The organism is Bartonella tamiae Th239 (genome assembly GCF_000278275.1).
Classification (GTDB): Bacteria; Pseudomonadota; Alphaproteobacteria; order Rhizobiales; family Rhizobiaceae; genus Bartonella; species Bartonella tamiae.
The window spans coordinates 228,893-252,002 of sequence record NZ_JH725147.1 but is presented as its reverse complement, the minus strand read 5'-3'; the positions used below and the strand labels follow the sequence as shown (position 1 = coordinate 252,002).

Annotated in this window: 21 protein-coding genes; 12 read left to right on the top strand and 9 right to left on the bottom strand. The window is 38.9% G+C overall.

The genetic code is table 11. From position 1 onward, the window contains the following. Positions 1–103: 103 nt before the first annotated feature. The 6 genes from ME5_RS01255 to tsaD form a co-directional block, all read right to left on the bottom strand. A complete protein-coding gene (locus tag ME5_RS01255; protein ID WP_008037654.1) occupies positions 104–1,282 on the bottom strand; it encodes a L,D-transpeptidase family protein in 1,179 nt (392 codons plus the stop codon). A 262-nt stretch (positions 1,283–1,544) separates the two neighbouring features. Then, a complete protein-coding gene (locus tag ME5_RS01250) occupies positions 1,545–2,207 on the bottom strand; it encodes a class I SAM-dependent methyltransferase (RefSeq protein WP_008037653.1) in 663 nt (220 codons plus the stop codon). Beyond that, a complete protein-coding gene (locus ME5_RS01245; protein WP_008037652.1) occupies positions 2,204–2,632 on the bottom strand; it encodes an EVE domain-containing protein in 429 nt (142 codons plus the stop codon). Before ME5_RS01245 ends, ME5_RS01250 begins: the two co-directional genes overlap by 4 nt. Then, complete coding sequence (locus ME5_RS01240; protein WP_008037651.1) at positions 2,633–2,926, bottom strand: YciI family protein; 294 nt, start codon at positions 2,924–2,926, stop codon at positions 2,633–2,635. A 4-nt stretch (positions 2,927–2,930) separates the two neighbouring features. After that, positions 2,931–3,923 (bottom strand): NAD(P)H-dependent glycerol-3-phosphate dehydrogenase, encoded by a 993-nt coding sequence (locus tag ME5_RS01235; RefSeq protein ID WP_008037649.1) that lies wholly within the window; start codon positions 3,921–3,923, stop codon positions 2,931–2,933. After that, the gene (tsaD, locus tag ME5_RS01230; protein WP_035000399.1) at positions 3,920–4,996 is read right to left on the bottom strand and encodes a tRNA (adenosine(37)-N6)-threonylcarbamoyltransferase complex transferase subunit TsaD; all 1,077 of its coding nucleotides are present in this window, start codon (positions 4,994–4,996) and stop codon (positions 3,920–3,922) included. Before tsaD ends, ME5_RS01235 begins: the two co-directional genes overlap by 4 nt. Positions 4,997–5,145: 149 nt before the next feature. Here tsaD and ME5_RS01225 point away from each other — a divergent pair, with 149 nt between their 5' ends. The 5 genes from ME5_RS01225 to ME5_RS01205 all read left to right on the top strand — a co-directional run bounded on the left by ME5_RS01225 (position 5,146) and on the right by ME5_RS01205 (position 10,338). Beyond that, positions 5,146–5,886, top strand: coding sequence for a uroporphyrinogen-III synthase (locus tag ME5_RS01225; protein ID WP_245256469.1), 741 nt, complete (start codon positions 5,146–5,148; stop codon positions 5,884–5,886). Positions 5,887–5,992: 106 nt separating this feature from the next. After that, positions 5,993–7,351, top strand: a complete 1,359-nt coding sequence (locus tag ME5_RS01220; RefSeq protein ID WP_008037644.1) for a hypothetical protein — start codon at positions 5,993–5,995, stop codon at positions 7,349–7,351. 21 nt (positions 7,352–7,372) lie between these two features. After that, positions 7,373–8,938 carry a heme biosynthesis protein HemY gene (locus tag ME5_RS01215; RefSeq protein ID WP_008037640.1) on the top strand — a complete coding sequence of 522 codons (1,566 nt, stop codon included), beginning with the start codon at positions 7,373–7,375 and terminating at the stop codon, positions 8,936–8,938. A 167-nt stretch (positions 8,939–9,105) separates the two neighbouring features. Beyond that, the gene (locus ME5_RS01210; RefSeq protein WP_008037638.1) at positions 9,106–9,576 is read left to right on the top strand and encodes a tellurite resistance TerB family protein; all 471 of its coding nucleotides are present in this window, start codon (positions 9,106–9,108) and stop codon (positions 9,574–9,576) included. A gap of 9 nt (positions 9,577–9,585) precedes the next feature. After that, positions 9,586–10,338 (top strand): glutamine amidotransferase, encoded by a 753-nt coding sequence (locus ME5_RS01205; RefSeq protein ID WP_008037637.1) that lies wholly within the window; start codon positions 9,586–9,588, stop codon positions 10,336–10,338. Positions 10,339–10,406: 68 nt separating this feature from the next. On the opposite strand, the gene ME5_RS01200 is transcribed toward ME5_RS01205, so the two are convergent. Continuing rightward, on the bottom strand, positions 10,407–10,943 hold the full coding sequence (locus tag ME5_RS01200; protein ID WP_008037635.1) for a gamma-glutamylcyclotransferase: 537 nt from the start codon (positions 10,941–10,943) through the stop codon (positions 10,407–10,409). A 600-nt stretch (positions 10,944–11,543) separates the two neighbouring features. Here ME5_RS01200 and ME5_RS01195 point away from each other — a divergent pair. Continuing rightward, complete coding sequence (locus tag ME5_RS01195) at positions 11,544–12,578, top strand: DUF2125 domain-containing protein (RefSeq protein ID WP_008037632.1); 1,035 nt, start codon at positions 11,544–11,546, stop codon at positions 12,576–12,578. A gap of 110 nt (positions 12,579–12,688) precedes the next feature. On the opposite strand, the gene ME5_RS01190 is transcribed toward ME5_RS01195, so the two are convergent. Then, complete coding sequence (locus tag ME5_RS01190; protein WP_008037631.1) at positions 12,689–17,482, bottom strand: NAD-glutamate dehydrogenase; 4,794 nt, start codon at positions 17,480–17,482, stop codon at positions 12,689–12,691. A gap of 327 nt (positions 17,483–17,809) precedes the next feature. Here ME5_RS01190 and ME5_RS01185 point away from each other — a divergent pair, with 327 nt between their 5' ends. Genes ME5_RS01185 through ME5_RS01175 form a run of 3 tightly spaced genes read left to right on the top strand, consistent with a single transcriptional unit; the run spans position 17,810 to position 19,339 of the window. Next, complete coding sequence (locus ME5_RS01185; RefSeq protein WP_008037629.1) at positions 17,810–18,346, top strand: bifunctional hydroxymethylpyrimidine kinase/phosphomethylpyrimidine kinase; 537 nt, start codon at positions 17,810–17,812, stop codon at positions 18,344–18,346. Continuing rightward, on the top strand, positions 18,343–18,681 hold the full coding sequence (locus ME5_RS01180) for a carbohydrate kinase family protein (RefSeq protein WP_008037627.1): 339 nt from the start codon (positions 18,343–18,345) through the stop codon (positions 18,679–18,681). The genes ME5_RS01185 and ME5_RS01180 overlap by 4 nt, the downstream gene beginning before the upstream one ends. Next, complete coding sequence (locus ME5_RS01175; protein WP_035000353.1) at positions 18,668–19,339, top strand: carbonic anhydrase; 672 nt, start codon at positions 18,668–18,670, stop codon at positions 19,337–19,339. Before ME5_RS01180 ends, ME5_RS01175 begins: the two co-directional genes overlap by 14 nt. A 153-nt stretch (positions 19,340–19,492) precedes the next feature. On the opposite strand, the gene ME5_RS01170 is transcribed toward ME5_RS01175, so the two are convergent. After that, a complete protein-coding gene (locus tag ME5_RS01170) occupies positions 19,493–20,296 on the bottom strand; it encodes a lytic murein transglycosylase (protein ID WP_425338832.1) in 804 nt (267 codons plus the stop codon). Positions 20,297–20,634: 338 nt separating this feature from the next. Between ME5_RS01170 and ffh the strand changes: the two genes are divergently transcribed. The 3 genes from ffh (at position 20,635) to rpsP (ending at position 22,996) form a co-directional block, all read left to right on the top strand. After that, entirely contained in the window at positions 20,635–22,176 is a 1,542-nt protein-coding gene (gene ffh / locus ME5_RS01165; RefSeq protein WP_008037622.1) for a signal recognition particle protein, read from the top strand. Next, positions 22,173–22,505: a chorismate mutase gene (locus ME5_RS01160; protein ID WP_008037620.1), complete on the top strand. Its 333-nt coding sequence runs from the start codon at positions 22,173–22,175 to the stop codon at positions 22,503–22,505. The genes ffh and ME5_RS01160 overlap by 4 nt, the downstream gene beginning before the upstream one ends. 65 nt (positions 22,506–22,570) lie before the next feature. Beyond that, positions 22,571–22,996, top strand: a complete 426-nt coding sequence (rpsP, locus tag ME5_RS01155; RefSeq protein ID WP_008037618.1) for a 30S ribosomal protein S16 — start codon at positions 22,571–22,573, stop codon at positions 22,994–22,996. Positions 22,997–23,110 lie beyond the last annotated feature (114 nt).

The following is a 23,110-nucleotide window of genomic DNA, read 5'->3' as shown; positions in this document are numbered from 1 at the left end:
AATTTATTCTTTCAAAACTTCCAATATGAAAATTGAAAGTCTTGAACATAAATTTTGATTGTGGAAAATTTCCATTAAACTTATAGCGTCATTTATTAAAGCTTTATTTGCCGTCAAAGATTTTCCAAAAAAGTTTCTTTTTGGAATCTGCATCTGCTGCATTAAATGCTTGTGTGTCATTTTGGGCATAGTGCTCGCTGATAGGTTTGCTCATCGGCACAATCGTATTAATCTGCGCTTGAGTTGCAGTGGGTGCTTCTTGAGTTGAAGGCGCAAATGCATCAATATCAGGTGCATTCGGTGTTTCACTTGATGCGGGCGTTAAAGATGGGGGTTCCCTTGATACTCTTATACCAGCCGCGCGCTTTTTACTCCAATCTGCAACCAGCCGCGCTTCATCTAGGCTTTGGATCGTAGGCGATACTGGTTTTGTTTTCTTTTTATTTAATGCCGATGAAAAAGCATTTTCATATTTTTTTTGGTAAGAAGAATAGGCTGTTTGCAGAGATGGGTCATAGGCTGATGATGGGCATACCGAAGTTGGTAAAAGTGATTGACCATCTGGTACACGATTAAAAACGTAACGTTTTTCACATACATCCACTTTGGGTGGTTTTTTTGTGAGTTCAAATATATCGTAACCTTCTTTTAGCATTTTCCAAAATTGATAATTTGGATCATGACGATAGCGTGCCATGTTTTCAGCAGTCATACGAAACGGAAATGCCTGCAATTGAAACTCGCGTTGTCCGCCTTTAAAAGAATCGCGCCCAAAAGCATAAATTTGGGCAATATTTTCATCCGTCATTGAATAGCAACCAGCCGAAGAACAAGCACCATGAACCATTAAATGCTGTCCTGTTCTTCCATTTACTTGGTCATAAGCATTTGGAAAACCAATGTTAAAAGCAAGATAATAACGTGAATTGGGATTCATTTGGTTGGGGCGGATTGTGTAAAAACCTTCAGGTGCTTGACGGTCACCTTCCATAAATTTTGGCCCTAATTTACCCGACCATTTGCAAATATCAAATGTTGAAATAAGATCATATTTGCCCGTTCGGGTTTGTTTCCAAACCTCGACAACATCTTCTTCCTTAAAGACACGAACAAGTATTGGCGAATATTTTTCCATATTTTTCGCCGACATTTTATTCAAGACCTTTTTAGGCAATTCTTGTGTTGCTTTACCAATTTGTGGTAATTTTCCAGAATCTTGGCAACCAACAAGAGCGGTTGCTGAAATCAAAAATGAGGCAAGAATGGCAGTTCTTAATTTCATACACAAAGCTCCAAGTCAGTGTGTGTGGTAAAAAATGAGGTGCAAATTGTCACCTTAAGTCATCGAATTATTTCATTATAGCATAAAGTTAAAAAGATTAAACTTTTCTTAAAATAAAATTTTTAATAAACTCTTTTTGTTTTTTTAAATTTGATGAATTGACAGGCAAAACGATCAACGATCATGTGCTTTTTATAAATATGAATTTTATCATTTTTATGATAAGAAATATAAGCTTGTTTGTATGAAACAAATCAAATTTTCAAATGTATTTCATTTGCCAGATTTGAGCTTTTTTAATAGGCGTGCCTTCAATCAAAGGGTCCGTTTTCATCGTATATTCGGCTTTCAGGGACAAAATTTCTGTTGGTGTGTGACGTCTTTCAGGACAACCAATCAATACTGTTTTTCCTTTATTTTTTAACTTTTGAAGCCATTGTATAATGGTGTGTGTCATGATTTTATCGTAAAATATATCACCTGCTAGGATAATATCCCAAGGTGTATGATCTTCTAAAATATTATGAGTATTTAAAAGTTGAGCCGTTGAAATTTCAATATCTATTTTATTCAACTTTGCATTTAAACCGATGACGTGGGCCGAAAAAGGATCAATGTCATAGGCAACAACATGTTTGGCACCCGCCTTTTTTGCAGCAATAGCGACCAAACCAGAACCTGAAGCAAAATCAAAGACGTGTTTATTATCGACATAACTGGGATTTTCAAGGATATAACGAGCAAGTGCTTCACCACCTGCCCACGGAAATGCCCAAAATGGTGGTGGATAATCTTTTAACGCTAAAAATTTTTGTGCCGCATGCCATAATTGATCAATATCAAAACCATGGTAAAGCACTATATTTTCAACATTTATACAAGCTTTTGGCTCAGTATGTGTTCGAATAAATTGGTCAAACTTCATTCAGGTGCTGGATCCAGATTGCCCATATGACACACTTCAATCCATTCTTCTTTAGTAACGGGTTGTACTGATAGGCGCATAGACGTTACAAGAGACATTTTTTGCAATTTTGGATTGGCTTTCACGGCTTTAAGCGTTACCGGTTTTGGCATATCATAAAGCGCGCGGATGTCGACGCACTCCCATCGGGGATCTTCACTTGTTGAATCAGGATGAGCAAGCGCACAAACTTCAACAATACCAACAATTTCAAGTCCTTCATTAGAATGATAAAAAAAACCTTTATCGTTCAATTTCATCGCGCGCATATTATTGCGGGCTTGATAATTTCGTACACCGTCCCATTGTTCGCCTTCTTTTCCTTTGGCTTTTTGCATTTGCCAAGACCACTTTAATGGCTCAGATTTAAACAGCCAATATGCCATTTATGCCTCCACTTTTGGATTATTGATTGTCCAGTTCCATGTGCGAATATCTGTTTTATCAAATAAGCCTGCTCGTGCATAAGGGTCATTTTCAGCAATGCTTTGTGCTTCTTTGAGTGATGATGCTTCAATCACCATTAATGTCCCATTTGGTTGACCATTTTCATCCATGAATGGTCCAGCAATTTTAAGGACATCGTCTAAGTTTTTCAAATAGGTTAAATGCTCAGGTCGTGTTGTTAAACGAAGGTTGAGATGGTCTTTTTTATCAATACATGTAACAGCATAATACATATGATTAATCCTCAGATTTTAGCGGTCTTGTCAGCAAGCTATGAATAGCATCAACAAGACTTATTCGTCTATCAAGTAAACGCGACACAACATGAATGATCGGCGCATCAATATTTTTATCGGCGCAAAGTTGGGCTGCAACAGGTGCAGTGGAAACGCCTTCAGCAAGTCTAAGCCCGTTGGTTGATTGGCCAGCACCCAACGCAAATCCATAAGAAAAATTACGTGATTGATTGGAAGAACAGGTTAAGATGAGATCGCCCAAAACAGATAATCCGGTTATTGTTTCGGATTTTGCGCCCATAGCTTGAGCAATACGGCGCAGTTCAGCAAATCCGCGAGTAATTAAGGCTGCTTGTGCGCTTGCGCCTAAACCCCTCCCACTGGCGGCTCCTGCGGCAAGAGCCAAAACATTTTTTAAGGCACCACCCACTTCTACTCCAATCAGATCACTGCTTGAATAGCAGCGAAAAACAGGGCCAGAAAGGGTGTGTGCAATATTATGTGCCAGCTCAATATTTTTTGCTGCAATGGTAACGGCAGTCGGTAATCCTTTCGCGACATCTTCAGCAAAACTTGGACCTGAAAGGGCAGCAATCTGATGGTTTGGAAGAATATCTTCCCCAATTTCAGACATAAATTTTCCAGTTTTTTGTTCAATGCCTTTAGCGCATAAAATAATAGGGGTATTTTGGGGAATCATAGCGATAAATTGAGTTAAGGCTGCTCTTATATTTTGTGCAGGGATGACCAATAATATATAATCAGGCTTTTCTAAAGCCTGTTCAATATTATCCGTAGCGATGATGTTTTCAGGAATGGAAATGTCTGGCAGATAATATGGATTGTGGTGATAGTGATTGATCGAATCTACAACTTTTTTATCACGTCCATAAAGCTTAACACGATGACCAAGACGACAAGCCATTGCCGCGAGTGCTGTCCCCCAAGCACCACAGCCCATAATAGCGATGTTTTTTGTTTGTTTCTTGGTCATGCTTTTGCTCCTCTACGGCCTGCGCCAATTAAGGGCGAAGATTTTTCATCTAATGGCCAGCGTGAGCGTGGAGCAGTATCAAGTGCTGATATATGGCCTTTAGCAAAATGTTTTGCACCTGCATAGGCAATCATAGCAGCATTATCTGTACAAAATTCCAGAGGTGGAACAAGACATAAAAAGCCGTGATTATCACATAAATTTTGAAGGTTTTGCGCTATTGCTCTATTGGCCGCAACACCGCCCGCTACAACAAAGACAGGCTTTTTATTAGGACATTCCTTGATAAAATGCAAAAGGGAACGTTCAACCCGATCATTAAGTGTATCTGTTACAGCCAATTGAAAAGCCGCAGCAATATCGGCGACATCTTGATCACTCAATGGTGCCATTTGTGTTGCAACCTGCCTGACCGCCGTTTTCAGACCGGAAAAAGAAAAGTCTAATCGTGTTTCACCTTTTAAAGGACGCGGTAAAATGATTCGTGTTGCATCACCCAATTGCGCTTGTTTTTCAATTTCTGGACCTCCGGGATAGGGCAAACCAAGAAGTTTTGCTGTTTTATCAAAAGCTTCGCCAAGCGCATCATCAATAGTTGTTCCCAATCGTACATAATTACCAAGCCCTTTGACAAGCAGTGTCTGTGTATGTCCACCTGAGACAAGCAATAAAAGATAAGGAAAGTCTATTTTATGACTAAGCTGTGCGCTCAGAGCATGGCCCTCAAGATGATTAATGGCGATAAAAGGTTTGTTTGCGGCAAGGGCGAGTGTCTTTGCTGTCATGATTCCAACAAGAAGCCCCCCCACTAAACCTGGGCCACTGGTTGCAGCAATAGCATCAACATCCTTGAGTTCCATTTTTGCTGTTTTAAGAGCATCCTCAATGAGTGTATCAAGTTTTTCAACATGGGCACGTGCTGCGATTTCTGGAACAACACCACCAAAGGGGGCGTGATCATGAATTTGGCTCCATACAATATTAGACAAAATGCGTACCTCGCCTTGACCATTATCTTCGACAATTGCAGCGGCTGTTTCATCACAACTTGTTTCAATTCCCAAAATGCGCATGTCTTTTTGATCCTTTAATTCAAAAACCAAATTATCAAATATTTCATTGGCGTTTGGTTTTTCTTTTGTTTTTGCTATCATGGACGTCTTAAGATTGAAACCAATTCTATGATCCTTAATATAGGAAAGAGCAATAGTTTGAAGAAATTATGGTTGTTATGCAGGAATATAGTGGTGGAGCTTTTTCAATGAGTGTTCTTGTAACACGTCCAAAATTAGGTGCAATGCGTACGGCAAAACGTGTACAAGAAATGGGGTTAACGCCTCTTGTTTTGCCTTTGAGTAAAACTGTCGGTTTGCCTGTTAATGAAGCTGCACTTAAAGGTGAGGCCCTTATTATAACGAGCGAAGCGGTTTTTGAGCATATGGAACCACGCCTGCTTCAAAGTTTAAAACATAAAGATCTTTATTGCGTTGGACCACGTACTGCACAGATTGCTGAAAAATTTGGATTTGATACAATTAAAATCATTGCATCAACAGCTGAAAAATTGGTTGCATCAATCGATTGTTCACAAGAGATACATTTTTTATATCTTGCAGGCAGAGTAAGGGGACCTGATCTTGAAAATGAATTGTTAATGACGCATAAAAACCTGACTGTTATAGAAATTTATGATACGTTTCCCCTCCAATTAACGTTACAAGAGAAGCAAAAATTTACTCAAAAAATAAAAATTATAATGCTATATTCTGCTCTGGCAGCAAAAAGTCTTGAGCAAATAAGCTCTTTTCTTAATCCTTCAACCGCGCTTTTGTGTTTATCACAGCGTATTGCCAATGCGATCCCTGTAAGACTATGCAATCCAACAATTATCGCGTATGAACCAAATGAGGAGGCAATGCTTAAAGGGCTGGCAACTTTTTTGAGGGATAAAGCATTCGACTAAAACACTTAAGATTAAGCTTTTAACATAAAAAGAATGAGTGATGAGGGTATAAACCTTTTTTTCACTTCATTATGTTAAAATGCAAGAAATGAAAAAGTGAGGCGCCATGGCAAAATCTGCAAAACCACCAGCAAAGTCTTCATATGCTGGTAAAACGCGTAAGCCAAAACGTATAGATCATGTTGAAAAAACAGATATCACACCTGAGGCTGAACCAATTGCTATGGATAAACAACCGGGAAAACCACAGGAAAAATTGATGTCAGATGAACAAAACGAGAAAACGCCTCGCAACGATTTAAATCAAACACATGCTCAGGAAGAGACCAAGCCATTTACTGCATCAAATGCTTATAAGAAAGATATGCCCAAGACTATGGATCGTCAAAAAGAGAAAAAATCAGGACGATCAACAAGTTTATGGGCATTAGGATTTTTAGGCGGTGTGGTTGCTTTAGCACTTGGCGCTGGTCTGCAATGGGCTGGAATTATCCCTTCTTTTTCTAACGATCTAACATGGCAAACACGCCTCACCAATGTTTCTGATGAATTGGGTGATTTAAAACGTCAATTGGCTGATCATTTACCAATGTCTGTTCAACAATTATCGGTAAGTGATCGTCAGGCTTTGGATGATGCATTTGCAGCGGCAAGTGCTATTCGTGAACAAACAGATGAGATGGAACGCCAATTGGCTGCGATCACAGCAAATGTTGAAACCTTTAAAACCTCGATGTCGTCAGGAAATAACGATCAAAGCCAAATAGAGGCGATGAAGACGCTTTCCTTAAAAATTGATGATCTGTCGAAAAAAACGACAGAAGCATTATCTTTAAGCAATCATAATAGTGAAACAATCCAAGTGATTCATAAAAAAATTGATAATTTGGAATCGCAGATTACACATGGCATGCAAGGAAAAGACATTGCTGTTATGATGGCCGTCAATGCTTTAAAAAATGCGGTTGATCGCGGCGGATCTTATCACCATGAATTGCAAACTTTACAAAATTTAGCCCCTCAGCTTATTGTTTATGATGCCTTAGAAAAAAAAGCTCAAACCGGCATTGCTTCTCAGGTAACGCTTGCAAATATGTTTTCTCATGTAGCGGATGCGATTGCTGCAACACAAAATCAAGTGCCACTCAATGCTGGCTTTGGTGAAAAATTATGGGCCAGTGTAAAAGGTCTTGTCTCGTTGCGTCCTGTGGGGGACACACTTGGCACTGATGCTGGTGCGATAGCGGCACGTATGGAAGTTGCTATTCAAAAAGGCGATTATCAAAAAGCTTTTGCGGAATGGGAAAATCTTCCTCAAAATGCCAAAGATATTTCGGCTGAATTTATGCAAACGCTTCAAGCAAAACGCGATATTGACGCGCTTTTGACACATATTATTGCACTGTCTTTGCAATCTGATCCTGCGCAATCTGACACTGCCCAATCTGAAGCCGTGCAAGATTAACGATAAAGGTGGAATACAATTATGATACGCGTTCTTCTTTATGTTATTCTTGTTGCATGTATTGGCGCAGGCTTTGCTTGGATAGCCAGCAATCCGAGTGATTTGGTCATGACATTTGGTGATCATCGCATCACCTTTTCATTGCTGACTGCTGTCACGATATTTGCCATTGTTCTTGTTGTTTTATGGTTGCTGACACGCATTTTACGTTTACTCTTTGCAACACCAAAAAATATTGCGCGTCATTTTGATCAACAACGCCAAAAAAAAGGTCAAGAAACACTTTCCAATGGGCTTTTGGCTGTCTTATCGGGTGATGTGGATACAGCACGTCGTATGAATAAACGTGCGTTAAAATATTTGGGTGATCAAAAAGAACCGCTGGTTAAACTTCTTGAAGCTAAAACGCACTTGCTTGAAAATGACATACCGCAAGCCATTCGTTTATATGAACAAATGAGCAAAGACCCAAAAACACGCTTGGTTGGCTTATACGGATTGTATCAAGAGGCCATTAAATCGAATGCTTATGAGGCGGCAGGTCAATATGCTGAACAGGCCACCTTATATTCTCCTTCTCTTCAATGGGCCAATCATGCCATGCTGAATCGCTTAAGTGCTGATGGGGCTTGGGATAAGGCAATAACATTGTTTGAACGAGCAGAAAAAGCTTTGCCAAAAGATCAAAGAGGCAGTGAAACACTTCGTCATGAACATGCCGTTTTGTTGACAGGAAAAGCAATGGATATTTTTGAAAATTATCCAGAAGAGGCTCGCAAGTTTGCTCTTAAAGCACAAAAATTAGACCCGTTATTTGTACCAGCAACAGTTGTTGCAACAGATATACTTTATCATCTTCATGAACAGCGAAAAGCCGATAAATTAATTGAGGGATTATGGAAAAAAAAGCCTCATCCTGATCTGGTGACACTTTATCTCGGCCAACAGGAAAAAGCTGTAGACCGTTTAAAACGTGCCAAAAGACTTGCTTCCTTTAAACCAGATGATTACGAATCTATGATTGTGGTTGCACGTGCCGCTTATGACAGTGGTGAACATTCTTTAGCACGTAAAGAAGCCGAAAAAGCCGCTCAACATCATCAACGTGAAAGTGCCTATTTATTGCTTGCTGATATTGAAGAGGCACAAAGCGATGATCAAGGACGGATACGCCAATATTTACAGCTGGCGGTGAAGGCTGAACGAGACCCTGTTTGGATTGCCGATGGTGTGACTTTTGATGAGTGGGCGCCTGTTTCTCCGTTAAGTGGACGTTTGGATGCATTTGAGTGGAAAGTGCCTGCAAGACAATTGGGAACGGCCATTGATTCTGATGAAATCTTGCCGTCTTTAGAGCATATATCTCTAAAGGCGACGGATGAGGAAACAAAAATTTCTGATAATGCGGCTATTGAAAACATGGATCAGACAAAAGAAGTCCCTCAAAAAAAGGATCAACAAAAAAAACAACCGATTGATGCTTCAATTGTCAGGATTGTTGATGCTATTGATCCTGCAAAAAAAGATGTTCTTGGTGATCAAACGCGATTAAATGTTGATGATCCTGGTGTCGAGACAAAAAAATAATTTTGATTATTTTATAGGGTGTATTGGATTCGTTATAATCAAAATTTGATCGTTTTTTATTTATTGTAAAATTTAAATGGTAGATAAATTTTATAACCTTCATTAAAGATTGTTCATTGGTTCGCTCAAAGTTGAAAGATTGTAACAAAGATGAAGAGGACAAACGTGTGATTTTTCAACGTTTAATAAAATTTTTTCACTCCATTGGTAAGAATAAACACGACTTTGGTGAAGATGATCCTAAAGTCGCGGCTGTTGCTCTTTTATTTTATATTATAGAAGCGGATGGTGAAGAAAAAAATTCAGAAAAAAAAGTTCTTAAAGACATCGTTGCTCGTGAATACTCAGTTGCAGGGGATGATTTGAAAACGCTTATTGAAGCAGGACGACAAGCACAGCATGATTCAATTGACTTGTTTGTGTTTACATCAATCTTAAAGCGTCATCTTGATAAAGAACAATGTGTTTCTTTCATTGGACTTTTGTGGGAAATTGCTTATGCTGATGGTTATGTTTATGAATTGGAAGATAATTTGGTGTGGCGCATTGCAGAGCTTATGGATGTTGATCGAAATGAAAGATTGGCATTAAAAAAGCATATTGCGCAAATCAATCAGATTGAACATGAAGAAATATAGGTTTTTAGAATGTCTGTGGTTCAGGAGTTTCGCTATCAAACTCCACAACACAAAAAGTCCAAAATAGCGATTGTTTTGCATCAAGCCACCTCCAGTGCTGGGCGTGTAGGGCAAATTTTACAAAAGATGGGATTCCATCTTGATATTTATCGTCCAGTTTTAGGAGACAAATTGCCTGAAACGCTTGAAAATCATGCTGGTGTTGTTATCTTTGGCGGTCCAATGAGTGCGAATGATAAAAGTACTTTTATCCTTGATGAAACGGATTGGATTTCTATCCCACTTAAAGAAAACAAACCTTTTTTTGGTATTTGTTTGGGCGCACAAATGTTGGCGCGCCATATTGGTGGAACAGTACATGGCAAAAAGGATGGCGAGGTCGAAATCGGTTGGTATCCTATAGAAGCGACGGCACAAGGTCGTGCTCTTTTAGATTGGCCAGATATGGTATATCATTTTCATAGAGAAGGCATTTATAATCTTCCAAAAGATGCCGAAATCCTAGCTCAAGGAAATGTTTTTCCTACTCAAGCGTTTCGTTATGGACAAAAAGCTTGGGGCGTGCAATTTCATGCCGAATTAACGCGCGCTATGCTGCAAAGATGGGTTGTACATGGTGCTGAACATTTAAAGGCAAAGGGTGCGCAAGCGGCGCAAAAACAATTGGATAAACGCTTTATTTACGATCCAAAACTTTTAAAATGGTTGGAAACAATTCTTATTAAGATTTTTGGAACCGTAAAGATTGATACAAAAAATTAATGGATTTCGTTATTTTTTGTTCAAATTTTAAATTTAAAAAAAATTTGAGAAAAAAAATTTGTTCGTGTTTAATTTAATATTTTATCGTTTACAAGTGCGTGTTCCAAGGTCGTTAAAGCTTTATCTTTGATGCCATTTTGTTTTAAAAGTTTCAGTGTGTTGAGAACATAATCACGCGTGGAACCCTTTTCACCGTTGCTCTTATCAATAATTGTAAGCTTATCATGAAGCGATAACCCTCCTGCATATTGCGCATGATGAGGATTGGCAACAAACACTAAAGCCTCAATTGGTTTATGTAATTTTGTATAAAGCGCACATTGTTTTTCGTTGTAAACATTATTGATTTGTTCTCTTTCAAGAAGATACTCATAGGTAGCTTTTGCTGTCTTTTTGGGGATATGAAAAGCCAATCCATTACAGCACCCACCTTTTGCAAGTCCAAAAACCAGACCGGGTTTATCTGGTGTGCCACGATAGAAGTGTGAATAAATACATAAGGAACGATGATAGCCATAAAGACGTGCTGGCACTTGTTTGTCAAAAATAAAACCGGGATTCCACATCAGTGATCCATAGCCAAATACCCAAAAATCATTCATCATTAATGGCTGTCCTATATGTCAAGATATATTAAACTTTATCGGGTAATAATGGCGTATTCAATAGAATCGTTTTAAAAATTATTAGCTTTATAAATAAAAACGTTTTTTCGCTACTTTGATAAAATTTTTTAAGGAATAAGAATACAGAAGGCCTAATCAGTATCTATTGGTTTTAAGCTCAGGATCAGTTTATTTTCATAAAATAGCACCATCAACATCAAAAAAGACGATAAAAAAAGTGATATGCGGATGATATATCTTCTTCTTGGCTTTACGCAAAAAAGGTGCTTGAAACGGTTTTTAAATCTTTTGGATACGGGACAGCTTATCGATATCTTTATTGAACTGACGCAAAAAACGTATGTTTTGTAGCTCCTCTCTTCGTTGATAAAAAAGTTTACATACCATGCTACAAAATGAGTAGGTTATAAGCCTAAGCACGACAATGAATTTGGTCTGATTGCAGAAATAAATGATAAAATGGGATTAAAAAAATTTATTTGCTGACCTAATTTTTTAAAGTTGATCTTTTTATGATAAGCGAAATTTGTTATTTATTCTTTGATTGTCCCGTAAAAATCTCTTAAAGAAAGAGGGGTTATGTCTAAAAATCTTAGCATCAAAAAAGAGAAAAAATCTTTTTCTCATTATCAAGTCATAACCAGTCTCATTCTTTTTATTGTTATCGTAACATATACATTGATTTGGTTTTTTCTTGCGAGCAAAGTGGAAGAAAAGGTTTCTGATCAAATAAGACTTTATTCAGAACACGGTTTTAATGTTTCTTGTGATAATATGCGCAAAACGGGATATCCTTTGCGTATTGGTGTGACATGTGAGCGTATTGATTTTTTTGATCGCATGAACGAAATTTCTTTTTCGAGCGGGATGATTAAAGCGACTGCACCTATTTATGCGCCGAAATGGCTTGATGTGAGCATTGCCTCACCTGTTTCACTTCAGACATTTAACGTGTTACCCCTTAATGTTCAATGGAGTGATTTTACTCTTGAAACCGATATTGGTCAGCGTTTCCCTGATCGTTTAAACCTTCGTGGTGATAATATTATTATCAATTTTGATGACGATACGGGGCTTGCGAAAGAAAGTATTGAGGCAAAATTTATCCATTTTGATGTCAAGGGTTTAAAGAGTGATTTATTAGCAAAAATAAGCTTTGATGAATTGTCTTTTCCTTTTGAAATTAAAGGTGAAAAGACGCAACTGCCTAAAGTGAGCGGTGATGTTAAATGGACGCTTGAAAACGTTTATCAGCTTTTTAATGAAAAATATGATGTGAACTGGCCAGAAAAATTGCGTGGCAATAGTGGCAAAATTAGCGAAGCAAAATTTACGTTTATGAGTGGTGGAAGTTTTTCTGTTAAAGGGCCCTTTTCTTTTGATAAAAAGGGCTATTTGTCGGCAAAGTTTGAAATAGCGGTCAGCTCTCAAATGGAACTTTCAAATACTTTGCGTTTGTTATTTCCCTCACAAGCTGACAATTTAAAAACCATTATGTTTGTTGTTAATTCTATGCCGAAAAACAATGAAGGAAATCCTGTTTTAATAGTATCAATAAAACATGGACAAATACGTCTTGGTTTTATCACTCTTGGTCAGATCCCTCCGATTTAATTATGATGAATTTTATGGTCGAAAATTTTCTCAAAACAACTTAAAATATTCTTTTTATCATAGGTTAAAAAGGCAAAAGCATTGTGACTTTTGCCTTTTTGTTTTAGCATTTAGGTGTGTGTTGCAAGATTGCTCATCATACTAGCGGCAAAGGTAAAGCGTGAAATTGTTAAATCACCATCAATCAAAGTGCTCATACGTTTTGAAATTTCTTTGATTTTTTCACTCTCGTCTGTCAACCATGATGCGACAGGATCATTTGTGTTGCCATAATTTTTTAAAACCAATTTGACAATACCTCGCAAGCTTTCTGCAATTTTATCATTTGCTTGTGCAAGAACCATACCATCATAATAATCTATGACGGGAATAGTATGGCTTGCTTCTTCAATACGGCTTATGCGAAAGATGTCAGCAATTTTAAAATAAAGTTGAGCTGTTTTAACAAGATCAGATTTTGCCTGACGAGCCACAAGGGCGATATCAGGAATAATCGTAGTAGCTTCAAGCAGAGCCAATTTTTGAGATAGTGTTTTTGATGCCCCTTCTTCTTGGTATTTAAAGGCAATATTCTCAATGCGTTGTCGCATGTAATCGGGCATGAGCTGGTCAATTTGGTTTTCAATGACTTTGCGTGCATCACCAATATTTTTTACCAATTCAGTAAGAGAAGATGCTAAATTAATATTGCGTAATATCCAGCTTGTTGTTGTAAAAATCATGTCATTAATGAGCGCATAAAAGCGATTTTGAACTGATCCGTTGATCTTATTATCAAGCTTATCAATATCGTCATAAACCGCATCAATATCAAAACCATCTTTGACAGCAATATAACTGCGAACAACATTTTCAACTGTCTGCCCTGTTTTATCTTGTAAATGATTGACAAAAGTTGGTCCCCCACGATTGACAATATCATTGGCTAAAATGGTCGCGATAATGTCACGCCGTAATTGATGACTTTCTATATCAGATGCAAATTTTTTATGCATTTGTTTTGGGAAATAATCAAACAAGATTTTTTTAAAATAAGGATCATTTGAAAGAGAATTATTGGTTATCTCTTCCTGCAAAGTTAATTTAGCATAAGCCATAATTATAGAAAGTTCAGGACGAGTTAAGCCCTTGCCTTGCGCAATGCGTTCTTGCAATGTCGGATCATCGGGCAAAAGTTCTACTTTTCTGTCAAGAATACCTTGGCGTTCAAGATCATGCATAAATCGCATCTGATAAGGCAGATCAATAATATTGCGCATTTGCGCAAGCGATAATGTTAAAGGTTGGAGATAATTGGTACGCAATACAAGTTTAGAGACATCTGAGGTCATGTCTTTAAGAAGCTTATTGCGCGTTTTGCGGTTGAGTCTATCGTTGCTCATGGCTGAAGCGAAAGCAATTTTAATGTTGACCTCAATATCTGAACAATTGACACCAGCTGAATTATCAATAGCATCCGTATCACATCGGCCACCCTTCATGGCATATTCAATGCGCCCACGTTGTGTCATGCCAAGATTGGCACCTTCGCCAATAATTTTTGCTTTAACGTCTTGCCCCGTAATGCGGATGGCATCATTAGCTCTGTCGCCTACTTGCGCATCACTTTCATGACTTGCACGAATATATGTACCAATGCCCCCAAACCATAAAAGATCTATATCTGCTTTTAAAATAGCGGTGATGATTTCAAAGGGTGTGCCAGATTTTTTATCAAAACCGATAGCTTTGGCGGCTTCTGGTGAAAGATGAATCGTTTTTTCAGAACGTGAAAAAACACCGCCGCCTTTTGATATTTTGGTATGATTATACTCTTGCCAACTGGAGCGTTCAAGTTTGAAAAGGCGTTGACGTTCTTCAAAAGCTTTTGCCATGTCAGGATGAGGATCAATGAAAATATCACGATGATCAAATGCGGCAATGAGTTTTGTTTTTTGAGATAATAACATGCCATTGCCAAAGACATCTCCTGACATATCCCCAACGCCTACGCATGTAAAACTTTCTGTTTGTATGTCCCGATTGAACACTTCTCGAAAGTGTCTTTTGACAGCCTCCCATGCGCCTTTTGCTGTAATTCCCATGGCCTTATGGTCATATCCATCTGAACCACCTGAAGCAAAAGCATCATCTAACCAAAAATCATAAGATTGGCTTATCGCATTAGCGGTATCAGAAAATGTGGCTGTACCTTTGTCGGCGGCGACGACAAAATAAGGATCATCACTATCATGGCAGATAATATTTTGAGGATGAACAGCTTTGCCGTCAATAATATTATCTGTAATAGAAAGCATGGCAGAAATATAGTTTATATAAGCTTGGCGGACAGCCTCATTGATGATTGCGCGATCATTACTTTGGGGTAAATGATGAGGATAAAAGCCGCCTTTTGATCCAACTGGAACAATTACTGCGTTTTTAACTTGTTGGGCTTTCACTAGCCCCAAAACTTCCGTACGGTAATCAAGCGCACGATCGGACCAACGAATGCCTCCACGAGCAACAGGACCAAAACGTAAATGAACTCCTTCAACTTCAGGACCATAGACAAATATTTCACGATAAGGACGTGGTTCAGGAAGACAATCTATTTTACGTGGATCAAGTTTTGTTGCTAAAATTCGTCGAGGGCTACCATCTTTTTCTGGCGCAAAGGCATTGCTCCGTAAACTTGCATCTATAAGATTAAGATAGCGTCGGATAATGGTATCATCTTCAAGATTAGGGACGTCTGACAATTCATTTTCAATACGTTCTATGAGTTGTTTTGTTTGATTGTCATTGTCTTTGGATTTGTCTTTAAAATTAAATTTTAAACGAAACAATGAGTAAAGATCTTTTGCAATGTTTGGATAATTATTTAATGTTTGTGCCAACCGATCTTGCGAATAGGGTATGCCAGCTTGTTGTAAATAGCGTCCATAATGTCGCAAAATAACAATCTCACGCCAGTCTAATTGTGCGCTTTGGGTGAGAGCATTGAAAGCATCATTATCGGCATTTTGTGACCAAATGGCTTCAAACGCTTGAGCCAAAAGATATCCGTCTTTTTCAATTTCTACTTTTTTATGAAAACGATTGGTCAGTTGCATGTCATGCAAATAAACATCTCGACCATCAGCATCTTTGATTTCTAATGTTTGTTCGGCAATAACCCGAAATCCCATATTTTCTAATAAAGGAACGCGTTGCGACAATTCGAGAGCACCACCTAAATGAAATAATTTAAGTGAAGCGGAATAGTCTCCGTCAGTTTCATGACGATAAAAAATAACGTTTAAAGGCTGATCTTTCCTTAATGCCAAAATATGACGGGCATCATCAAGAGCGGTATCGGCATGAAAAATATCTCGGTAAGACTCAGGAAAGGCTTTTGCTAAAGTCATTTCCTCACGGCTTGCCTTTTTTTCTATCCCTAAAAATTCAATACTATCGTGCCAATTGCGCGTAATATGTGCAACATGCTCTTCTAAAATATGACGCTCAATAAATGGTGCAGCTGCACTGCTTTTTCGATGCACAACATAATAAAGTGATATCAGTGTTCCTTCCATAAAGACTTGATAATATTCAAAAAAATCACCTTGATAGGTTTTAAGAAGGTAATTACCAATTTTTATACGAATATTGGTATTATCGCGTTCGCGTCCGATAAAGACAAGCACTGAAACAAAACGTCCAAAAGGATCAGCATGGGCAAGAACGCGCAAACGTGGACGATCGCCTAATTCTAAAATGAGCTGCGCATTTTGTGTTAATGTTTTAATATCGGCGCGGAACATCTCATCGCGTGGATAATTTTCAAGCACATTGATGAGTGCTTTTCCAGAATGGTCATGCACGTCATAACCGAGCTTTTCAATAACCGCTTGTGATTTGTCTCGTAATAAAGGGACTTCAGCGAGCGAACGTGTGTAAGAGGCGGAAGTAAACAAACCAACAATACGCAATTCGCCTTTTAATTTGCCTTCTTTATTGAATAATTTGACGCCGATATAATCAAGCCACACTGCGCGATGAACCATGGAGCGACTATTGGCTTTTGAGACGATGAGCAAATCATCACTTTCCATAAAAGAAAGGCTTTCTCGAGGGGCTTCCTCCACGCGCGCATCCCCAATAACACGAATGGAAGAATCGGACATGATTCCTAATTCAACACCATGAAGTTTAAAGGCTTCTTTGGGTGGTTTGCCTTTGCGAAAATCATAAGCGCGCATGCCAAGAAATGTAAAATGATTATTCATGAGCCATTGAAGAAACTCGACCACTTTTGCGCCATCTTGAGCACGTTTTTTAGGTAAATTCTTTTTATAAGATTGGATAAGTTTTTCGACTTCTTGCAGCATAGGCTTCCAATCACGCACTGCTGCACTGACCTTTTCTAAAACCCACGCGCAATCATCATGCAGTTTTTTTGCCTGCTGTTTTGTCATAGATTGAAGATGAATTTGCATTAAGCTCATGCGGCGTGTTTTTTTTGCTTGTGAAGGTGTTGGCCGTTTTGTCAATATTGTCAGAGTGTTTTTGTGATCAATCACATCAAAAACAGGATGCGCGACAAGATAGATAGGCGTATTTAAATCATTGATTATCGCCATGATTGAATCAAGCAAAAAGGGCTTATTATCGTTAACAAGTGTAATGACAGTAACAGGTTTTTCATCCCGCATTACCGAATTTTGATCAATGGAGATTTCGCTTTTTCCAGCTTTGTGTTTCAGCAATGTTATGGCTGCTAATTCTGCTGCTTTTTGTAAGTCTTCTTTTTGATATGTAGCGACATCTTCATTGGCTGCATGGGCAAAAAGCAAAGTGCTCAATATAGGTTGATGTATCGTCTTTGATGACAGTTCAATTTCGTTTTTTATTTTCTGATTGTTTCCTGATTTTGCTGACACCACTGCTCTCCCTATATTGTGGTCCATGTATTTTTTAATATTAGTGCGATTGAAGAAAAAAAGCCCCAATTATTTTATAAACTCTTATCACATTTTTTGGAACGGTTTAACTGAATTTATGCATTGATATTTTTCAATAAAAACCTGCTTAAAGTTTGCTTCCTATTCTTTCAAGAAAAAGCCATTAATTGCCTTCTTTAGTGCCAGCTTTATGGATTTTTTAAACTCAGTAAAAATTTATTGGAAAAATTCACATTTGGCGATCATACTTCATCATAGTGCATTGAATAGAGATGGTTTTGTATTGTCGGTAAAAGGATATGATTTATGAAAAATCACAATAAATCCGTATTGATTATTTCTAGCCATGTGATCCGAGGGGCGGTTGGCGCACGCAACAGTGCGCATTTTTTGGAAGAAATGGGTTATCCTTGTTGGGAAATGTTGACGGTTTCAATGCCGTGGCAACCCTATCACGGCGCATCACATCGTCTTATTGTTTCCTCATATGATTTTCAGGCATGGGCAGAAGATATTTTGCGCTCACCATGGAGACATGAAATAAAAGCCGTGCTGAGTGGTTATTTTGCCCATAAGGATCAAGTTGTTATTGCTGCAAATATGATTAAAACACTTTTATCAGAGCAATCAGACCTGTTTTATTTATGTGATCCCGTTATGGCTGATGAAAGAGGGCTTTATGTCCATGAAGACATCGCAAAAAACATTGTTGATCATCTTTTGCCTTTGAGCACTATGGTTAAACCCAATCGTTCAGAGCTTGAGTGGATTGGTGGAAAAAAATTAAAAGATAATCAAGCAATACAAAAACGGTTGAACAATTGGGGTGGAAAAATGCATTGATAACATCGGCTTGGCCAAAAGAGCACAATGAAATTGGCAATCTTTTAATTTTTAATGATGATGTTATTTTAGCACAACATCCTTTGATAAAAAATCCTGTTAACGGATTGGGAGATATGACTGCCGCTCTGTTTCTTGGTTATCTTATGGCCGATGAAAAACCACAACAAGCCTTGCGCTTAACAAGCACGAAAGTTTATGAGCTTTTATATCAAACAAGGCAAACTGATTCTTATGAATTAAAATTGGAAAACAGCCTTCATTTTCAAAAGACAGTTTTTTCTGATATTACGCTTCATGAATATAAAAGAAACGATTACTATGCAAAAAAATGAAAAAATAGCTCAGTCCAATTTACCTGAAAAACTTTTAAATGGTTATGCGGTTTTTATGACCAATCAGTTTTCAGAAGAACGTATTCGCTATCAGCAATTGGCAGATGAAGGACAAAAACCAGAAACGATGGTCATTGCCTGTTGTGATTCGCGTGCGGCACCTGAAACTATTTTTAATGCAACACCGGGTGAAATGTTTGTGATGCGCAATGTTGCCAATCAAGTACCTCCCTTTCATCCCGATGGTGAATATCATGGCACATCAGCGGCATTAGAATTTGCTGTACAATCCTTAAAAGTAAAACATATTGTTGTTCTTGGTCATGGTCGATGTGGAGGTATAAAAAGCGCCCTTAATCATAAAGCACAACCATTATCTTCAGATGATTTTATTGGACAGTGGATGGGCTTATTAGCACCTGCTGCAAAAAAGGTGTCAGCCAATACAATGATGACATCAACTGAGCGTCACACAGCATTGGAGCGGATTTCCATTCGTTATTCCATTGAAAATTTGCGAACATTTCCATGGATTAAAGAGCGTGAAAATTCTGGTCACATTGAGCTATATGGGGCATGGTTTGATATTTCAACTGGTGAATTATGGCTTATGGATCGAACAACAGGTGATTTTTTACGGGCCGAAAAAGTGCTTTAATAATTATAAAGAAATGCAAAATGCTTTGGCCACTATCCCTTTTTTGGATTCTTTTAAAAGGATGCTCTTTGTGCATCCTTTTTAATTTGATTTGTATAAAAACTTTTGATTGTAGTGATTTTTAATCAAAACAGTCGCAAAATTTTATGTGCTTTAGTCTGCGTCAATTTGTTTGCCCATGATGGCAATGGCTTGTTGATAAACACTTGCAGCATTCCAACCTGCAATTGCTGCAAAATTTGGTTCACCCATTTGATAGCCTTGGCCTTTTTTCCAACCATGTCCACGTAAGAAATTAGCAGTTGAAGCCAAGGCATCAGCGCGCGAACGGATCATGTCAATATGTCCATTACCATCACCGTCCACACCGTAAAGAAGGACATTTTTAGGTAAAAATTGTGTTTGACCAATTTCCCCGTGCATTGCCCCAATTGAATTGGGATCGAAATCATCATTATCAATAAGTTTGAGTGCGGCGTAGAGTTGTTCTGTGAAAAAAGCAGATCGGCGGCAATCATAGGCAAGTGTCGCAACGGCTGATAATGTGTGTTGCTTACCCATATAAGATCCAAAATTTGTTTCCATGCCCCAAATGGCAATAAGAGGACCTGCCGGCACGCCATATTGGCGCTCAAGACGAGCAAAAAGGGCAGCATTTTGCTTTTTCATTGTTTTGCCACGATTAACGATTGCTGTTGAGCCACGTTTTTGCATAAATTCTTGTAAATTTAGCTTAAAGCTTCGTTGATTGCGATCAGCATTGATGGTCGCTTGCGCATAGCGCACATTATTTAAGGCGTTAATAGCGCGTTTGCCTATACCATTTGCGGCGGCTTCCTGCTTGGTTTGGCTGAGCCAAGTGGCAAACCCTGATGCGCTATTTCCGCATTTTGGTGCGGCAAGTGCAAAACCTGACATGGTTGTTAGTGTGAGTAAAGCTATTGCCGTCTTTATCATGGCCTTATAAAACATTGATAGTATCCCTTTTTATTGCCGTGTTCACGTGTCTTTCCCTAAAACGCTTCACATAATTTGCTATACGCCTCATATGAGCTTGCAAAAGAAGTCAAGCTTCAAGATGCTTTATAAACGCAAGATAAAGCAATAAACTTGACAAATGATTATTTTTGCTGTTTGAACACTTTATAAATCTACGGTAAGTTTATGATTGAAAGCCACTGACTGGGACCCATTAAGGTGAAGATGATCCCAGAGGTCACCACCCGACAGCGCGATGCGCCCTCGGGTGTTGTTTGCTTTGTAAATAAATTTATGCCGGTTTGATGAGGTAAGACATGTTTGAATCACTGCAGGAACGTCTTGGTTCCATTCTGAATACTCTGACAGGGCGTGGTGCTTTGTCGGAACAGGATGTTGCAGCCGCACTGCGCGAGGTGCGCCGTGCATTAATTGAAGCAGATGTGGCGCTTGATGTTGTGCGCTCTTTTACTGATCGTGTGCGTGAAAAAGCCGTTGGTGCTGATGTTTTGAAATCTATCAAACCAGGCCAAATGGTGGTAAAGATTGTTCATGATGAATTGGTTGAAATGTTGGGGAATGAAGGCATTTCGATTGATTTGAATGCCCCGGCACCAGTTGTCATTATGATGGTTGGTTTGCAAGGTTCAGGTAAAACAACAACATCGGCAAAAATTGCCAAACGTTTGAGCGATAAACAGAATAAAAAAGTTTTGATGGCGTCATTGGATACACGTCGTCCTGCCGCTCAAGAACAATTGCGTCAACTTGGTGAACAAACAAATATTGCAACATTGCCCATTGTGGCAGGGCAAACACCAGTTGATATTGCCGCACGTGCAGTACAAGCTGCAAAATTGGGTGGTCATGATGTGGTGATTCTTGATACGGCGGGTCGGACGCACATTGATGAACCATTAATGCTTGAAATGGCAGACATTAAAGCCAAATCTATACCCCATGAAATTCTGCTTATTGCTGATAGTTTAACGGGTCAAGATGCTGTTAATCTGGCGCGGTCTTTTGATGAACGAGTTGGTATTACAGGTATTATTTTAACCCGTATGGATGGTGATGGACGCGGTGGTGCGGCACTTTCAATGCGTGCGATTACCGGCAAACCCATTAAAGCGATTGCCACGGGCGAAAAAATGGATGCGCTTGCAGAGTTTCATCCAAAACGGATTGCTGATCGTATTTTGGGTATGGGAGACATTGTTTCTCTTGTTGAAAAAGCTGCAGAAACAATCGATCAAGAAAAAGCCGCCGCTTTATCTAAAAAAATGCAGGCGGGAAAATTTGATCTTGATGACTTGTCAGAACAATTAAAACAAATGAAAAAACTTGGCGGAATGGGCGGCATTATGGGTATGATGCCGGGCATGGGGAAGGTTAAAGATCAAATTGCTGCGGCAGGTCTTGATGATCGTTTGTTTGATCGGCAATTGGCCATTATTTCTTCAATGACAAAAAGTGAACGTCGCAATCCCGATATTTTAAAACATAGTCGCAAACAGCGTATTGCGAAAGGTTCAGGAACCAATGCCGCAGATATCAATAAATTGCTGAAAATGCACCGCCAAATGGCTGATATGATGAAGGCCATGGGCGGTAAAGGCAAAGGTGGCATGATGAAAAAAATGATGGGCGGCCTTGGCGCGAAAATGGGCTTTGGTGGCATGGGGGGGGGAATGCCTGATCTTTCCTCAATGGATCCCAAACAATTAGAAGCTATACAAAAACAGGCAGAAAACGCAGGCCTAAATACACAATTGCCGGGGCTTGGTCGTGGTTTGCCTGGTTTACCGACAACCCAAAAATCCCCCAGTTTGCCTGGTTTGCCCAAGAAAAGATCATGAAAATGAGTGAGACAAAAATCCCTGAAGAGCTTTTGCATCTGCGTCAATCGATTGATAATTTCGATGCCGCTCTAATTCATATTCTTGCTGAGCGTTTTCGTTGTACAAATGCAGTGGGCATTATAAAAGCAAAGTTTGATTTGCCCCCTGCAGATCGTGAGCGTGAAAAACAACAAATAACGCGGTTGCGTCAGCTTGCGCAAGAAAGTCATCTGGACCCAGATTTTGCAGAAAAATATCTTAATTTCATTGTGAAAGAAGTTATTCGTAATCATGAAAAAATTGCGGCAAATGCCTCAAATGATCAAGTGGAAACTGTTGATTCATGATGAAAAGATAACTGCCTTAATTAAGAGTATTAAAAAAAATTAAACCGACAACTAGGAGATAAAATATGTCGTTGAAAATTCGTCTGGCTCGTGCGGGTTCTAAAAAGCGCCCATACTATCATATCGTTATTGCGGATGTTCGCAGTCCTCGTGATGGTCGCTTTATTGAGCGTGTTGGTGCATGGAACCCGATGTTGCCTAAAGATGGAGACCGTGTGAAGCTTGACGGTGAGCGTATTCAATATTGGCTTAGTCATGGTGCGCAGCCAACAGATCGTGTTTTACGCTTCCTTGATGAAGCAGGTCTTGCAAAACGTTCACAACGCAACAATCCTACAAAAGCAGAACCCGGTAAAAAAGCTCAAGAACGTCTTGCTGCGGCAAAACAAGCAGAAGAAGATGCTCAAGCAGCCGCTGCTGCTGCGGCAGAAGAAGCTGCTGCTGCAGCGTCTGCTGAAGAAGCACCTGCAGCTGAAGACAATCAAGCTTAATGTAAAATTATTTTTATCAAACGGGCACTCATGTGCCCGTTTTTTATAAGGCGGCGTATATTTCAGTGAACTTTTATGAAAATTGTTTTCTTTACTGATAACGTTTAGGTCAAA

Bases quoted from the DNA above. Each gene is read 5' to 3' on its own strand.
- ME5_RS01255 (WP_008037654.1), bottom strand. From the start codon at position 1,282: ATGAAATTAAGAACTGCCATTCTTGCCTCATTTTTGATTTCAGCAACC.
- ME5_RS01250 (WP_008037653.1), bottom strand. From the start codon at position 2,207: ATGAAGTTTGACCAATTTATTCGAACACATACTGAGCCAAAAGCTTGT.
- ME5_RS01245 (WP_008037652.1), bottom strand. From the start codon at position 2,632: ATGGCATATTGGCTGTTTAAATCTGAGCCATTAAAGTGGTCTTGGCAA.
- ME5_RS01240 (WP_008037651.1), bottom strand. From the start codon at position 2,926: ATGTATTATGCTGTTACATGTATTGATAAAAAAGACCATCTCAACCTT.
- ME5_RS01235 (WP_008037649.1), bottom strand. From the start codon at position 3,923: ATGACCAAGAAACAAACAAAAAACATCGCTATTATGGGCTGTGGTGCT.
- tsaD (WP_035000399.1), bottom strand. From the start codon at position 4,996: ATGCGCATTTTGGGAATTGAAACAAGTTGTGATGAAACAGCCGCTGCA.
- ME5_RS01225 (WP_245256469.1), top strand. From the start codon at position 5,146: ATGGTTGTTATGCAGGAATATAGTGGTGGAGCTTTTTCAATGAGTGTT.
- ME5_RS01220 (WP_008037644.1), top strand. From the start codon at position 5,993: ATGGCAAAATCTGCAAAACCACCAGCAAAGTCTTCATATGCTGGTAAA.
- ME5_RS01215 (WP_008037640.1), top strand. From the start codon at position 7,373: ATGATACGCGTTCTTCTTTATGTTATTCTTGTTGCATGTATTGGCGCA.
- ME5_RS01205 (WP_008037637.1), top strand. From the start codon at position 9,586: ATGTCTGTGGTTCAGGAGTTTCGCTATCAAACTCCACAACACAAAAAG.
- ME5_RS01200 (WP_008037635.1), bottom strand. From the start codon at position 10,943: ATGATGAATGATTTTTGGGTATTTGGCTATGGATCACTGATGTGGAAT.
- ME5_RS01195 (WP_008037632.1), top strand. From the start codon at position 11,544: ATGTCTAAAAATCTTAGCATCAAAAAAGAGAAAAAATCTTTTTCTCAT.
- ME5_RS01185 (WP_008037629.1), top strand. From the start codon at position 17,810: ATGAAAAATCACAATAAATCCGTATTGATTATTTCTAGCCATGTGATC.
- ME5_RS01175 (WP_035000353.1), top strand. From the start codon at position 18,668: ATGCAAAAAAATGAAAAAATAGCTCAGTCCAATTTACCTGAAAAACTT.
- ME5_RS01170 (WP_425338832.1), bottom strand. From the start codon at position 20,296: ATGATAAAGACGGCAATAGCTTTACTCACACTAACAACCATGTCAGGT.
- ffh (WP_008037622.1), top strand. From the start codon at position 20,635: ATGTTTGAATCACTGCAGGAACGTCTTGGTTCCATTCTGAATACTCTG.
- ME5_RS01160 (WP_008037620.1), top strand. From the start codon at position 22,173: ATGAAAATGAGTGAGACAAAAATCCCTGAAGAGCTTTTGCATCTGCGT.
- rpsP (WP_008037618.1), top strand. From the start codon at position 22,571: ATGTCGTTGAAAATTCGTCTGGCTCGTGCGGGTTCTAAAAAGCGCCCA.